This window comes from Hydrogenophaga sp. UC242_50, assembly GCF_042697355.1.
GTDB lineage: Bacteria > Pseudomonadota > Gammaproteobacteria > Burkholderiales > Burkholderiaceae_C > Hydrogenophaga.
In genome coordinates, this window is the sequence record NZ_CP170553.1 from 4690475 (window position 1) to 4704329 (window position 13855).

8 protein-coding genes and 3 pseudogenes are annotated in these 13855 nt (G+C 68.6%); 2 read left to right on the top strand and 9 right to left on the bottom strand.

Going from position 1 to position 13855, the window contains the following annotated elements:
* Positions 1-412: 412 nt before the first annotated feature.
* The 8 genes and pseudogenes from ACFJGX_RS23940 to ACFJGX_RS23975 form a co-directional block, all read right to left on the bottom strand.
* A complete protein-coding gene (locus ACFJGX_RS23940; RefSeq protein ID WP_382325505.1) occupies positions 413-1420 on the bottom strand; it encodes an adenosine deaminase in 1008 nt (335 codons plus the stop codon).
* A gap of 20 nt (positions 1421-1440) precedes the next feature.
* On the bottom strand, positions 1441-1602 hold the full coding sequence (locus ACFJGX_RS23945) for a hypothetical protein (RefSeq protein ID WP_382328793.1): 162 nt from the start codon (positions 1600-1602) through the stop codon (positions 1441-1443).
* Positions 1603-1711: 109 nt separating this feature from the next.
* Positions 1712-2458: pseudogene (locus ACFJGX_RS23950) on the bottom strand (Rieske 2Fe-2S domain-containing protein); the annotation flags it as partial.
* 129 nt (positions 2459-2587) lie between these two features.
* On the bottom strand, positions 2588-3733 hold the full coding sequence (locus ACFJGX_RS23955) for a BMP family ABC transporter substrate-binding protein (RefSeq protein ID WP_382323585.1): 1146 nt from the start codon (positions 3731-3733) through the stop codon (positions 2588-2590).
* 57 nt (positions 3734-3790) lie between these two features.
* On the bottom strand, positions 3791-4711 hold the full coding sequence (locus ACFJGX_RS23960; protein ID WP_382160486.1) for an ABC transporter permease: 921 nt from the start codon (positions 4709-4711) through the stop codon (positions 3791-3793).
* Positions 4712-4718: 7 nt separating this feature from the next.
* Positions 4719-5774: an ABC transporter permease gene (locus ACFJGX_RS23965; RefSeq protein WP_382323584.1), complete on the bottom strand. Its 1056-nt coding sequence runs from the start codon at positions 5772-5774 to the stop codon at positions 4719-4721.
* Positions 5761-7306, bottom strand: a pseudogene (locus tag ACFJGX_RS23970) (ABC transporter ATP-binding protein). Before ACFJGX_RS23970 ends, ACFJGX_RS23965 begins: the two are co-directional and overlap by 14 nt.
* 25 nt (positions 7307-7331) lie before the next feature.
* A pseudogene (locus ACFJGX_RS23975) lies at positions 7332-8277 on the bottom strand (LysR family transcriptional regulator).
* A gap of 94 nt (positions 8278-8371) precedes the next feature.
* Between ACFJGX_RS23975 and xdhA the strand changes: the two are divergent.
* Together xdhA and xdhB are read left to right on the top strand one after the other, a co-directional pair.
* A complete protein-coding gene (gene xdhA, locus ACFJGX_RS23980; protein WP_382323582.1) occupies positions 8372-9871 on the top strand; it encodes a xanthine dehydrogenase small subunit in 1500 nt (499 codons plus the stop codon).
* Positions 9868-12264: a xanthine dehydrogenase molybdopterin binding subunit gene (xdhB, locus tag ACFJGX_RS23985; protein ID WP_382323581.1), complete on the top strand. Its 2397-nt coding sequence runs from the start codon at positions 9868-9870 to the stop codon at positions 12262-12264. The genes xdhA and xdhB overlap by 4 nt, the downstream gene beginning before the upstream one ends.
* Here xdhB and ACFJGX_RS23990 read toward each other — a convergent pair.
* Complete coding sequence (locus ACFJGX_RS23990; protein ID WP_382327200.1) at positions 12261-13748, bottom strand: hypothetical protein; 1488 nt, start codon at positions 13746-13748, stop codon at positions 12261-12263. The genes xdhB and ACFJGX_RS23990 overlap by 4 nt on opposite strands.
* Between the last annotated feature and the right edge of the window lie 107 nt (positions 13749-13855).

Sequence of the window (13855 nt, forward strand, 5' to 3'; positions counted from 1 at the left end):
CATGGCTTCCGTGAATGAAAAAGCGAGCCGGGGAAGCACCGGGCTCGCTGGGGCGTGATTTTACCCGGGCCCGGGGCCATCAAACAGATCCAGCTGCCGGGCGGGCTGCAGCAGCCAGCTTCCGATCACGTCGTAGCGGTAGTGCTCATCGTGGTCGCCCACCCGGTGTCCTTCGACCAGGAAGAGTTCGTCGATGGTCCACTGGATCGGGCGGATCCAGTGGGTCGCTCGGGCGGATGGCGCCCAGTAACTGATGCTGTAGCGACTCGTGCCAGTTCGCCGGATCGAACATCGCGCCGTCCAGCGGGGCCTTCAGCCCCGAGATCTCGAGCGCGCTCTTCAACGCCGCCCTGTTCATTGGCGAGGGCATCGCCACGACCAGAAACCTCGGTTGGGTCATGGCACGGCCCGTTCAGCCAGCGACCGCGCCGTCCAGCAAGGCCATGAGTTCCGCGCGCCGCGCCGCGCTCACGAAGCTGGCCTCGAAACTGTTGCGAGCCAGGGTGCTCACGTCTTCGCGCGTGAGGTCCAGCGCTTGCACGGTCTGCACGAAGTTGGCGTTCATGTAGCCGCCGAAGTAGGCCGGGTCGTCGGAGTTGACGGTGGCGCACAGGCCGGCGTCGAGCAGGCGCTTCATCGGGTGGTCCTTCAGGTCGTTCACCACGCAGAGCTTGAGGTTGGAGAGTGGGCACACCGTGAGCGGGATGCGCCGCCGCGCCAGTTCGGCGACCAGGTCCGGGTCTTCCAGCGAGCGCACGCCGTGGTCGATGCGCTCGGTCTTCAGGTCGTTCAGTGCTTCCCAGATGTAGGCCGGCGGGCCCTCTTCGCCCGCGTGCGCCACCACATGGAAGCCCAGCTCGCGGCAGCGCGCGAAGACGCGCGAGAACTTGGACGGCGGGTGGCCGACCTCGCTCGAATCCAGGCCCACGCCGATGAAGTGCTGGCGGTAAGGCAAGGCGGCTTCCAGCGTCTGGAAGGCATCTTCCTCGCTCAGGTGGCGCAGGAAGCACAGGATCAGCGCCGCGCTCACGCCCAGCTCGGCCTGGGCGCGCGCGCAGGCGCTGGCCAGGCCCTGGATCACCGTGGCCATGGGCACGCCGCGCGCGGTGTGGGTCTGCGGGTCGAAGAAGAGCTCGGCGTGCGCCACGTTGTCGGCCTTGGCGCGCAGGAAGTAGGCCCAGGCCATGTCGTGGAAGTCGGCCTCGTGCAGCAGCACGCTGGCGCCGGCGTAGTAGATGTCCAGGAAACTCTGCAGGTTGGTGAAGGCGTAGGCCTCGCGCAGCGCGTCCACGCTGGCGTAGGGCAGGCTCAGGCCGTTGCGCTGGGCCAGCGCGAAGATCAGTTCGGGTTCCAGCGAACCCTCGATGTGCATGTGCAGCTCGGCCTTGGGGATGGCAGCGGCGAGTTGGGTGGGGGTCATGGTCATGTCACGTCCTTCGGTCAGCAGGTGCCCAGTGCGATGTCCAGGCGTTTCAGGTAGCGGCGGTAGGCGCTGGAGACGCGGTCGGCCGGGCCGTGCACCTCGGTCACGGGGGTGGTGCGGCCCACCGGCAGCGCGCGCGGCGACTGCGATTCCACCACCGGGCGGTCCTGCGCGAACACCGCGTCCTGGAAGGCGACCAGTTCCTGGTCGGTCGAGGCATCGCCGCGCGTCGGCCATCACGAACCAGGCGGTGCAGAGTTCGTGGCCGTCGGGCCGGATGAAGAGCGCGATCGCGTTGCTCACCGGGTCGCCCTCGGTGGCGTCCTTGCGCAGGATGGCGGCGAAGGGGTGCGGCACGTCATAGCGGTAGGCGATCCAGGCGCCCGCGTCCGCCCCGGCGTAGGCGCGCGGCTGCCAGGCCCGGGCGTCGCGCACCACCAGGCCGGCCTCGCCCTCTTCCACCGCGCCGGTCTGCACCTGCGCGTGGCCGCGTTCGCCCAGCCAGCCTTCGTGCACGAAACCGAAATGGCTCAGGTCCAGAAAGTTCTCCACCAGGCGCGGCGCGCTGGTGTTGAGTTCGTAGGGGCCGCACAGCACGGTGCGCCAGGCCGGGTCGTCGCCCGGCGCGAACGCGGGCGGGTCGGCCAGCGGCGCGGCGAGGGTCTGGGACGGTGGCTGCAGCCGCACCCACACCAGGCCGTGCTGCTCGCGCGCCTCGAACGGGGTGGCGCAGTGGCTGGCCGGCGGCACGAAGTCGGGCGCGGCGGGCACGTGCTGGCAGCGGCCCTCGCCGCCGAATTGCCAGCCGTGGTACGGGCACTCCAGGCGGGTGCCGTGCAGGCCGATCAGCACCCGGCCCAGCGAGAGCCGGGCGCCCCGGTGCGGGCAGCGGTCGGCCCAGGCATGCACGCGGTGGGTGTCGTGCGCCTGCTCGCGCCAGAGCACCAGCGCCTGCCCGAGCAGCGAACAGGCCACGGGCTGGTCGCGCACCTGGTGCGAGGCGATCACGGGGTGCCAGAGTTGTGGTTCGATCATCGTGGGTCCACTCCAACAAGAAAGCCGCCCGGAGGCGGCTTTCTTTTTCCAGGGCACGGCGGGTCCGGCTCTGCCGGCCCGCACGCGCCGCCCCCTCGAGGGGGTCGCGCGAAGCGCGGCAGGGGTGGGTCAATTCGGCACTTTGCCTTCAACGCCCTTCACGTAGAACTTGATGCCACCGAGGAACTTGTCGTCGGCGACCGCGTCCTTGGCCAGCACTTCCTTGCCGTCCGAACCCAGGATCGGGCCCTTCCAGATCGAGAAGCTGCCGTCCTTCAGGCCGGCGCGCACGGTGTCGAGCTTGGCCTTGACTTCGGCCGGCACGTCTTCGGCGACGGAGACCATGTCGATCGCGCCTTCCTTCACGCCCCACCACACGCCGCCGGTGGACCAGGTGCCTTCCAGCACGTCCTTGGTGGCCTTTATGTAGTACGGCGCCCAGTTGATCACGGCCGAACCCAGGTGGGCCTTGGGGCCGTAGGCGGTCATGTCGGAGTCCCAGCCGAAGGCGCGCTTGCCCAGCTTCTCGGCGGTCTGCAGCACGGCCGACGAATCGGTGTTCTGGAACAGGATGTCGGCGCCGCCGTTGATCAGCGAGGTCGCGGCTTCGGTTTCCTTCGGTGGGTCGAACCAGCCGTTGACCCAGACCACCTTGGTCTTGACCTTGGGGTTCACCGATTGCGCGCCCAGCGTGAAGCTGTTGATGTTGCGGATCACCTCGGGGATTGGGATGGACGCCACCACACCCAGGGTGTTGGACTTGGTCATGCTGCCCGCGATCACGCCGGCCATGTAGGCGCCTTCGTAGGTGCGGCTGTCGTAGGTGCGCAGGTTCTCGGCGGTCTTGTAGCCGGTGGCGTGCTCGAACTTCACGTCCTTGAAGTCGGGCGCGATCTTGAGCATGGGCTCCATGTAGCCGAAGGTGGTGCCGAACACCAGCTTGTTGCCCTGGCCGGCCAGGTCGCGGATCACGCGCTCGGCGTCGGCGCTCTCGGGCACGTTCTCGACGAAGCTGGTCACGATCTTGTCGCCGAATTCCTTCTCCAGCGCCTTGCGGCCGTTGTCGTGCGCGAAGGTCCAGCCGCCGTCGCCCACCGGGCCGACGTAGGCAAACGCGATCTTCAGCGGTGCGGCCTTCGGTGCCTCGGCCGCAGCGGGTGCGGGCGCGGCGGGCGCGGCGGCCTCTTCCTTCTTGCCGCAGCCGATCAGGACGGCGCTGGTCAGCGCGGTCAAGGCGGCAACCTTCATCAGGGAACGTTTGCTCAGGTCTGTCATGGGTAACCTCTTTGTTGGGAAAGGGTGGAGCGGAAACTATGCAAAAAACAGAAAAGATTATGCGCCCGGGTAAAAGGGTTTTCCGATCGAGGACGGCATGTTGATGCGGATCCACGTCGGGTTGCGCGAGATCAGGACCAGCACGACGATGGTGGCGATGTAGGGCATCATGGTCAGGAACTGGCTGGGCACGTTGACGCCGATGCCTTGCAGGTGGAACTGCAGCATGGTCACGCCACCGAACAGGTAGGCCCCCAGCAGCACGCGGGCCGGCCGCCAGGTGGCGAAGGTGGTCAGCGCCAGCGCGATCCAGCCCTTGCCGGCGATCATGCCCTCCACCCAGAGCGGTGTGTACACGGTAGACACATAGGCACCGGCCAGGCCGCAGAGCGCGCCCCCGGCCATCACCGCCACCAGGCGGATGCGGCGCACCGGGTAGCCCAGCGCGTGCGAGGACTCGGGGCTCTCGCCCACGCTGCGCAGCACCAGGCCGGCGCGCGTGCGGTACAGGAACCAGATCAGGCCGATCACCAGCGCCACGCAGATATAGACCATGGGGTGGTGGCGGAACAGCGCGGGGCCGATCAGCGGGATGTCGCCCAGCAGCGGGATCGCGTGGCGGGTCTGCTCGGGCAGTTTTTCCTGCACGTAACGGGTGCCGGCGAAGGCCGAGAAGCCCGCGCCGAACAGGCTGAGCGCCAGGCCCGTGGCGTACTGGTTGGTGTTGAGCCAGATCACGAGGCCGCCGAAGATGGCCGCGAGCAGGGCCCCGGCCGCCATGCCGGCCGCGAAGCCCAGCGTGGTGCTGCCGGTGTGGACCACGGTGGCGAAGCCGGCCAGCGCGGCGCACAGCATCATGCCCTCGGCGCCGAGGTTGACGATGCCGGCTTTTTCGTTGATGAGCAGGCCCAGCGAAGCAATGGCCAGCACGGTGCCCGCGTTGAGCGAGGCGGCGATCAGGAGTGCGATGGATTCCATGTCTTGCTCACTTTTTCCAGACGAGGCGGTAGGCGATCAGGGTGTCGCAGGCCAGCAGCGCGAACAGCAGCAGGCCCTGGAACACCCCGGTGATCGACTTGGGCAGGCCCAGGCGCGACTGCGCGAGTTCGCCGCCGATGTAGAACATGCTCATGAGAATGGCCGAGAACACGATGCCCACCGGGTGCAGCCGCCCCACGAAGGCGACGATGATGGCCGCGAAGCCGTAGCCCGCCGGCACATAGGGCGTGAGCTGGCCGATCGGGCCGGCCACCTCCAGCGCGCCGGCCAGGCCGGCCGCGCCACCCGAGGTCAGCAGCGCGATCCACAGCGCCTTGCGCGAGGAAAAGCCCGCGTAGCGCGCCGCCGCGGGCGCCAGGCCGCCCACCAGCTGGGCATAGCCCGCGTAGGTGCGAAACAGGAAGACCCACACCGCCGCCACGCCGGCCAGCGCGATCAGCAGGCCGATGGTCACGCGAGAGCCCTGCATCAGCTTCGGGATCTGCGTGACCGACTCGAAGGTCTTGGTCTGCGGGAAGTTGTAGCCCATGGGGTCCTTCCACGGGCCATAGACCAGGAAGTTGAGCACCTGCACCGCCACGTAGACCAGCATCAGGCTCACGAGGATCTCGTTGGCGTTGAAGCGGTCGCGCAGCAGCGCGGTGATGCCGGCCCAGAACATGCCGCCCAGCACGCCGGCCACCAGCACGGCGGGCACGATCCACGCGCCGGTGCTTTTGTCGGCGGTGAGCGCCACGCCGGCCGCGAAGATCGCGCCGATGATGTACTGCCCCTCGGCGCCGATGTTCCACACGTTGGAGCGGAAACACACCGCCAGCCCGAGCGCGATGACGAGCAGCGGCGTGGCCTTCACCATGAGTTCGGACAGCGCGTAGGTGCTCTTGATCGGCTCCCAGAAGAACACCTGCAGGCCGCGCACCGGGTCCTTGCCCAGCACGGCGAACAGGATGACGCCGATCACCACGGTGATCAGCAGGGCCAGCAGCGGCGAGGCGTAGCCCCAGCGCGCCGAGGGTTGGGGACGGACTTCAAGCCGCAGCATGGGCGGTCTCCTCTTTCTTGTGGTGGGTGGCGGCCGTGTCCCAGAGCCCGGACATCCATTCGCCGATGCGCTCGATGGTGGCTTCGGCCCGGTCCAGGCTGGGCGACAGGCGCCCCTTGGCGATCACGTGCAGGCGGTCGCTGATCTCGAACAGCTCGTCGAGCTCCTCGCTCACCACCAGCACCGCGCAGCCCGCGTCGCGCAGCTTGAGGATCTCGCCGCGGATCTGCGCGGACGCGCCCACGTCCACGCCCCAGGTGGGCTGGCTCACGATGAGCAGCTTGGGCCTGGCCTCGATCTCGCGGCCGACGATGAACTTCTGCAGGTTGCCGCCCGAGAGCGACTTGGCCGCCGCGTCCGGCCCGTTGGCCTTGACCTTGTAGCGCGCGATGATGTCGGCCGCCTGCGCCTTGAGCGCGCCCACGCGGATCCAGCCGCCCGAGCCCAGCGCGTCCTTGCGCGAGAGCAGCAGGTTGTGCGACAGCGAGAGCGTGGGCACGGCGCCCCGGCCCAGGCGCTCCTCGGGCACGAAGTGCTGGCCCTGGGCGCGCCGCCGGCCCGGGCCGGCGTGCGACACGTCCTGCCCACCCAGGCGGATGCTGCCGGCCGGCGCGCGGCGGTCCTCGCCCGAGAGCGCGTAGAGCAGCTCGCTCTGGCCGTTGCCCGAGACGCCCGCGATGCCCACCACCTCGCCCGCGCGCACCGTGAGCGCGATGCCATTGAGGTGCGTGCCGAACGGGTCGTCGCTCTGCAGCGTGAGGCCGTTCACCTCCAGCACCGCCGCGCCGGCGTGCAGCTCGCGCACCTCCAGCGCGGGCGGTTCGGCGCCGATCATCAGGCGCGAGAGCGAGGCGTTGCTTTCCTGGCGCGGGTCGCACACGCCCGTGACCTGGCCGCCGCGCAGCACCGTGCAGGCGGTGCACAGCTCGCGGATCTCGTGCAGCTTGTGGCTGATGTAGAGGATGCTGCAGCCCTCGGCCGCGAGCTTGCGCAGCACCACGAAGAGCTTTTCCACCGCCTGCGGCGTGAGCACCGAGGTCGGCTCGTCCAGGATCAGCAGCTGCGGGTTGGTCAGCAGCGCGCGGATGATCTCCACCCGCTGCATTTCGCCCACCGAGAGCGTGTGCACCGGGCGCGAGGGGTCGATGTCCAGCCCGTACTCGGTGGCCTTGGCGGTGATGCTCGCGCTCACCTCGGGCAGCGTGAGCGACTTGTCCAGGCCGAGCCAGACGTTCTCGGCCACGGTGAGCGTGTCGAACAGGCTGAAGTGCTGGAACACCATGCTGATGCCCAGGGCGCGCGCCTCCTGCGGGTTGCGGATGTGCACCGGCCGGCCGTTGAACATCACCGTGCCCTCGTCGGGTTTCACCGAGCCGTAGATGATCTTCATCAGCGTGGACTTGCCGGCGCCGTTCTCGCCCAGCACGGCGTGCACCTCGCCGGGCTGCACGGTGAGCGAGACGCCGCTGTTGCGCAACCACGCCCGGATATCGCTTGGTGATGCCGCTGAGTTGCAGTCGTGTCGTGGTCATGGGTCTCCTTCGTGGTCTTGTGGGGTCAGCTCTCGGCGTCGGGCCGCTTCAGCGAGGCGGCCACGCTCTTGACCTGCTCGCGCAGCCAGCGCCCGGCCTTGGAGGCGTGGGTGCGCTCGTGCCAGAGCTGGTAGTACATCATTCGCGGGAACTCCACCGGGCTGGGCAGCACCTTCACCGGCAGCACGCCGGTGAAACGGTCGCAGTACTGGCGCCCGGTGGTCAGCACCAGCAGGCTGCCGGCGACCATGGCCGGGATCAGCCCGAAATGCGGGCAGCGGGCGGTGATGTTGCGCACCAGGCCCAGGGTGCGCCAGGTGCTCGTCCACGAAACCGCGCGCGCCGGGGTGGGTGGGCGTGGGTGCGATGTGCTCGGCGCCCAGCCAGGCCTCCACGTCCCAGCCCCGGCGCGCCGCCGGGTGCTGCTGGGAGACCAGGCAGACCACCTCGTCGCCGAACAGGCGGCCCAGGTGCAGGTCGTCGGGCGGCTGCGTCCAGTTGCCGATCACCACGTCCACGTCGCCCTGGGCCAGGTGGTTGCGGTAGTCGGAGTCGCGCGAGAGCGGGTGGATGTCGATCGGGCAGTTCGGCGCCTGGCTCTTGATCTGGGTCACCAGCTGCGGCAGGAACAGCGGGTCCATGTAGTCGCTGGCGGCGATGCTGAAGCTGTGGCGCGCGGTGGCGGGCTCGAAGCTGCGCGCGTCGGAGAACAGCACCTCGGCGCTGCGCAGGATGTCGGCCGCCGGCTCGATCATGCGCAAGCCCGCCACCGTGGGCACCATGCCCGAACCCGAGCGCACCAGAAGGGGGTCGCCGGCCATTTCGCGCAGGCGTTTGAGCGCCGCACTCACCGCCGGCTGGTACATGCCCAGGCGCAGCGCCGCGCGCGACACGCTGCGCTCGGTGAGCACGGTGTGGAGCACGCGGATCAGGTGCAGGTCAATCTTGTCGAACATGGACATGTATTTCATACCCTTGTCATATGCGACTGAATGGTGTTTTGGGCATTTTGGACATATGGCCGAGCATATGTTGTGCCAAGGGGGCAGCGCTATGCTGGCACGCATGAGCACCGAAATATCCGCACAAACCCTGACCTTCCTGCGCCGCGGCCAGCCCGTGACGCTGCGCCACGTGGCCCCCGACCGCACCTTGCTGGAGGTGCTGCGCGAAGACCTGCACTGCACCGGCACCAAGGAGGGCTGCGGCGAAGGCGACTGCGGCGCCTGCACCGTGGTGCTGGGCGAGGCGGTGGACGGGAAACTGGAATACAAGGCCATCAACAGCTGCATCCGGCTGGCGCACTCGGTGAACGGCCTGGCGGTCTGGACCGTGGAGGACCTGGCCAATGAAGAAGGCGAGCTGCACCCGGCGCAGGAAGCCATGGTGCAGTGCCACGGCAGCCAGTGCGGTTTCTGCACCCCGGGTTTCGTCATGAGCCTGTTCGGCATGTACCAGAACACCCAGGGCGGCCAGGGCATCGATCGCGCCCAGGCCCAGGCCGACCTCTCCGGCAACCTCTGCCGCTGCACCGGCTACCGGCCCATCCTGGACGCCGCGCAGCAGATGGGCGGCCTGCCGCTGCCCCAGGGCTGTGGCGTGAACGAGGCCGCCACCGTGGCGGCGCTCCAGTCGCTCAGGAAGAACCAGGAAGACGGCAGCACCTACCTGCGCCCGACCCGGCTGGCCGAGCTGCTGCGGCAGCGCGCCGCCCACCCCCGGGCCCAGGTGGTCGCGGGCTGCACCGACGTCGGCCTGTGGGTCACCAAGATGCACAAGCGCTTCGCTCAGGTGCTGGACGTGACCGCCGTGCGCGAGCTGCGTCGGGTGGAAGACTATCCCCACCACATCGCCATCGGCGCGGCCGTGACGCTCACCGACGCCTACGCCGCCCTGGTGAAAGACCGCCCCCAGCTCCAGACCTTCGCCCAGCGCTTCGCCGGCCTGCCGGTGCGCAACTCGGGCACGCTGGGCGGCAACGTGGCGAACGGCTCGCCCATCGGCGACTCCATGCCGCTGCTGATCGGCCTGGGCGCCAGCGTGGTGCTGATGCGCTGGGACGCGAAACGCGGCGCCATCGCCCACCGCGAACTGCGGCTGGAAGACCTCTACACCGGCTACCGCACCAACGTGATGCGGCCCGACGAACTGCTGGCCTGGATCAAGGTGCCCCGCCCCACGGCCGGGGAAACCTTCAAGGCCTACAAGATCAGCAAGCGCTTCGACGACGACATCTCCGCCGTCTGCCTCGCGATCCAGATGACGGTGACCGACGGCGTGGTGGCGCAGGTCTCCATCGGCGCGGGTGGTGTGGCCGCCACGCCGGCGCGCGCGTGCCAGACCGAAGCCGCCCTGCGCGGCCAGCCCTGGACGCCCGAAGCGGTGAAAGCCGCCGTGGCCGCGCTGCGCGCCGAGTTCCAGCCGATCTCCGACATGCGCGCCAGCGCCGCCTACCGACAGGCCGTGCTGGGCAACCTGCTGCAGCGCTTCTGGCTGGAGAGCCAGGGCCTGCAGCACATCAACCTGGAAAACCTCAACGCGGCAACGCTGGAGGCACTGGCATGAACGCACGCGACCCCAACAACCCCAACACACCCGCGCCGGTGGTGATCTCGTCCCGCGCGGACGCCGTCGCCCCGCCCGAGGATGTGGCCGAAGCCCGCCCCGCCACCCCCGTGCCGCCCGCGAGCCCGCGCGCGGCCGGTGTCTCGCGCTTCCATGAAAGCGCGCGCGCCCAGGTGGCCGGCGGCGCCACCTACATCGACGACATCCCCGAGGTGCGCGGCACGCTGCACGCCGCCCCGGTCTGCTCCCCCGTTCCCCACGGCCGGCTGCGCGGCGTGGACGCCTCGGCCGCCCTGGCCGTGCCCGGCGTGCGCGGCGTCTTCGGCGCCAGCGACATCCCCGGCGACCCCACGCTGGCCGCCTTCGCCCACGACGAGCCCGTGTTCGCCAGCGAGACGGTGCAGTTCACCGGCCAGGTGGTGGCCGTGGTCGTGGCCGACGACGTGATGACCGCGCGCCGCGCCGCGCGCCTGGTCAAGCTCGACATCGAGCCCCTGCCCGCCGTGCTCTCGGTGCACCAGGCCCATGCCCAGGCCAGCTACGTGCTGCCCCCGGTGCACGTGAAGCGCGGCGACGCGGCCGCCGCCCTCGCGCGCGCGCCCCACCAGCTCGAAGGCACGTTCGAGGTCGGCGGCCAGGAACACTTCTACCTGGAAGGCCAGATCGCCTACGTGCTGCCGCTGGAACAGAACCAGTGGTGGGTCTACTCCAGCACCCAGCACCCGGGCGAGGTGCAGCACTGGGTGTCGCACGCGCTGGGCATCGACAACCACGCGGTGACGGTGGAATGCCGGCGCATGGGTGGCGGCTTCGGCGGCAAGGAAACGCAGGCCGGCCACCTCGCGGTGTGGGCCGCCGTGGCCTCGCGCAAGCTGCAGCGCCCGGTCAAGCTGCGGCTGGACCGCGACGACGATTTCATGGTCACCGGCAAGCGCCACCCCTTCGCCTACCACTACCGCGTGGGCTTCGACGACACCGGTCTGCTCAGCGGGCTCGACCTGGAGATGCTGGCCAACTGCGGCTTCAGCGCCGACCTCTCCGGCCCCGTGGCCGACCGCGCGATCTTCCACGCCGACAACGCCTACTTCCTGGAAGACGTGACGATCTCCAGCTACCGCTGCAAGACCAACACCCAGAGCCACACCGCCTTCCGCGGCTTCGGCGGCCCGCAGGGCGTGATCGTGATCGAGCGCATCCTCAGCGACATCGCGCAGGCGCTCGGCAGGGACCCGCTGGACGTTCGCCTGCGCAACCTCTACGGCATCGAGAGCCGCAACGTCACGCACTACCAGATGGCGGTGGAGGACAACATCCTCGAGCCGCTCATGACCACGCTGGCGCAGACCAGCCGCTACCGCGAGCGGCGCGGCCAGATCGCGGCCTGGAACGCGGACAGCCCGGTCATCAAGAAAGGCATTTCGCTCACGCCGGTGAAGTTCGGCATCAGCTTCACCGCCACGCTGTTCAACCAGGCCGGCGCGCTGGTGCACGTGTACACCGACGGCAGCGTGCAGGTGAACCACGGCGGCACCGAGATGGGCCAGGGCCTCAACACCAAGGTCGCCGCCATCGTGGCCGACGAGCTGGGCGTGCCCTTCGAGCGCGTGCTCTCCACCGCCTCCGACACCAGCAAGGTGCCCAACGCCAGCGCCACCGCCGCCTCCAGCGGCACCGACCTCAACGGCCGCGCCGCGCAGTTCGCCGCGCGCCACGTGCGCGACAACCTCGCGGCCTTCGTCGCCGGGCTGGACGGCTGCGGCGCGGGCGCGGTGCGCTTCGAAGGCGGCCAGGTGATCACGCCCAAGACCACGCGCAGCTTCGAGGAGGTGGTGCACGCGGCCTACGCCAACCGCATCCAGCTCTGGAGCGACGGCTTCTACCGCACGCCCAAGATCCACTACGACAAGACCACCCTCACCGGCCGGCCCTTCTACTACTTCGCCTACGGCGCGGCGGTCACCGAAGTGGCGATCGACACGCTCACCGGCGAGAGCCGCGTGCTCAAGGTGGACATCCTGCACGACGTGGGCCACAGCATCAACCCGGCGATCGACATCGGCCAGATCGAAGGCGGCTTCGTGCAGGGCATGGGCTGGCTCACCACCGAGCAATTGGTCTGGAACGACAAGGGCTACCTGCAGACCCACGCGCCCAGCACCTACAAGATCCCGGCCACCGGCGACATCCCCGCGCACTTCAAGGTCGAACTCTGGCCCGAGGCCAACCGCGAGGACAACGTGCACGGCAGCAAGGCCGTGGGCGAGCCGCCCTTCATGCTGGCGATCAGTGTGTTCGAGGCGCTGCGCGACGCGGTCGCCCAGGCCGGCGGCCGGCCCGGGGCAATGAACGCACCGGGCACGGCGGAAGAGGTATTGAAGGCGGTGGGCGCTTAGACAAAGGGCCGTTGCCGCTGCCCCACCTTGAAGGTGTTCAGCGGTTGAAGATTGGGCGGCGTGATGCGGTTGACCATGACGCCACCTCCGTCGTTTCCGATCCCGCCGTGCTCCTCCGCACCCACATCGAAATCATCGAGGGCTTCGTGCTGGTTGTCGTTGCCCACTGCCTGAGTTTCAGCGCCATTGTCGGCCGCGTTGTGCTCTGGCTGTTGCGCCCCGCCCCGATGGAGTTCAACCGGCTCCACGGGCAGGCGAGGCACAGAGCTGATGCCAGAGGAACTGCCCTCCCTCTCGATGGGAACCGGTGACCCGTTCCCATGGTGCCTTTGCAACCGTTGCGGCAGGGACAGGTTGCTCACGGAATGCTCGATGAACCCGGTGAGGGGTGCCTCCTCCTGCCGGTCCATACACCCAAGAATGAAGGTCATCAGCCAGAAGATGCCGATTTCGATGCCATCGAACAGGGCGACAAAATCATGGAAGCCCACAGAATCCGAACCGCGCTGGCACAGGTTGTTGGGAGACAAGCCTTGGTGCATGTGGTGCTTCCAGGCCGCCAGCAGCAGGCCTTCGCCAACGGCCTGAACGCCGTGCGTGATGCCCTTGGTGTGCAGGCCGACAAAGGGTTGGGGATCGTGCTGGTGCCAGCTTTTGAACGCGACCTGGGTGAGGTAGCCAATCGTGAGCGAGGCCAGCAGGTCGGTGACCGCGAACAGCCCGGTTTGCAGGCTGTTGCCCCAGACGTCGGGCAGTTGCCGTTGCCCGCTGCGGCGAACGGGGGGAAGCTGGCTCGACAGAAGCAGCCCCATCTGATCGAACGAGCACACCACCAGGGTCACCATGAGAATCCACAGATGGACGCGGCCAGGGGCCTTCAGGGTTCTCAGCCCCAGGCGCTGCTTGGCCACCGGAATCGCCACGTCGCGCAACGCGAACCGCACCCCATGCTGCACCGTTCGATTGACCAGCTCGGCGGCCACGCGTTTTTCGTAGGTCAGGTCGCCACCGCCATCGCAAAACGCGTGCTCCATGGCGGTTTGAACAGCGGTGCCCGCGATGTAGCCCAGGAAGTTCGCAAAGGCGATCGCCACCGCATCGCGAAAAATGGGGCCGTGTTGAGGCCCCTCCCCGAGCATCGCCAGCACCTCATCCACCCGACTGCCCAGGCGGCCAGGGTCATGCGGGCCGTGCAGGTTCTCCAGCCCGTCCAGCGCGCGGTTCAGGTGGCGAATCAACTCCTCGCCGCTTCTGAAGTCCCCGCGGAAAGAAAGAGGCTCCTTCTGATAGTGGCGCTGGAGTTGCTGCAGCAGTTCAAGGTCGGGTTGCTCTCCGAGGAGGAGAAGCCCGGCCTCTCTCTTCAACCTGGGCCAGTCTTCGGGCAGCCAGTGCTGTTCGCACATGCGGTCAAACCGTTGTGCCAGATTGACGGCCGTCAAATCGGGACGGATGGGTTGAACGCGCTGAAAAGAAGGGCTCGTCATGCTTGAGGTTGGGGTCGCATCGAGGTGCGCGCGGGCACCAACGAGGTCCTTTAGTGGCAGCGTCCCAACGACGGTTCGGCCATGGCCGGCGACCGGGGCGTTCTCGC

Bases quoted from the DNA above. Each gene is read 5' to 3' on its own strand.
- ACFJGX_RS23940 (WP_382325505.1), bottom strand. From the start codon at position 1,420: ATGACCCCCACCCAACTCGCCGCTGCCATCCCCAAGGCCGAGCTGCAC.
- ACFJGX_RS23955 (WP_382323585.1), bottom strand. From the start codon at position 3,733: ATGACAGACCTGAGCAAACGTTCCCTGATGAAGGTTGCCGCCTTGACC.
- ACFJGX_RS23960 (WP_382160486.1), bottom strand. From the start codon at position 4,711: ATGGAATCCATCGCACTCCTGATCGCCGCCTCGCTCAACGCGGGCACC.
- ACFJGX_RS23965 (WP_382323584.1), bottom strand. From the start codon at position 5,774: ATGCTGCGGCTTGAAGTCCGTCCCCAACCCTCGGCGCGCTGGGGCTAC.
- xdhA (WP_382323582.1), top strand. From the start codon at position 8,372: ATGAGCACCGAAATATCCGCACAAACCCTGACCTTCCTGCGCCGCGGC.
- xdhB (WP_382323581.1), top strand. From the start codon at position 9,868: ATGAACGCACGCGACCCCAACAACCCCAACACACCCGCGCCGGTGGTG.
- ACFJGX_RS23990 (WP_382327200.1), bottom strand. From the start codon at position 13,748: ATGACGAGCCCTTCTTTTCAGCGCGTTCAACCCATCCGTCCCGATTTG.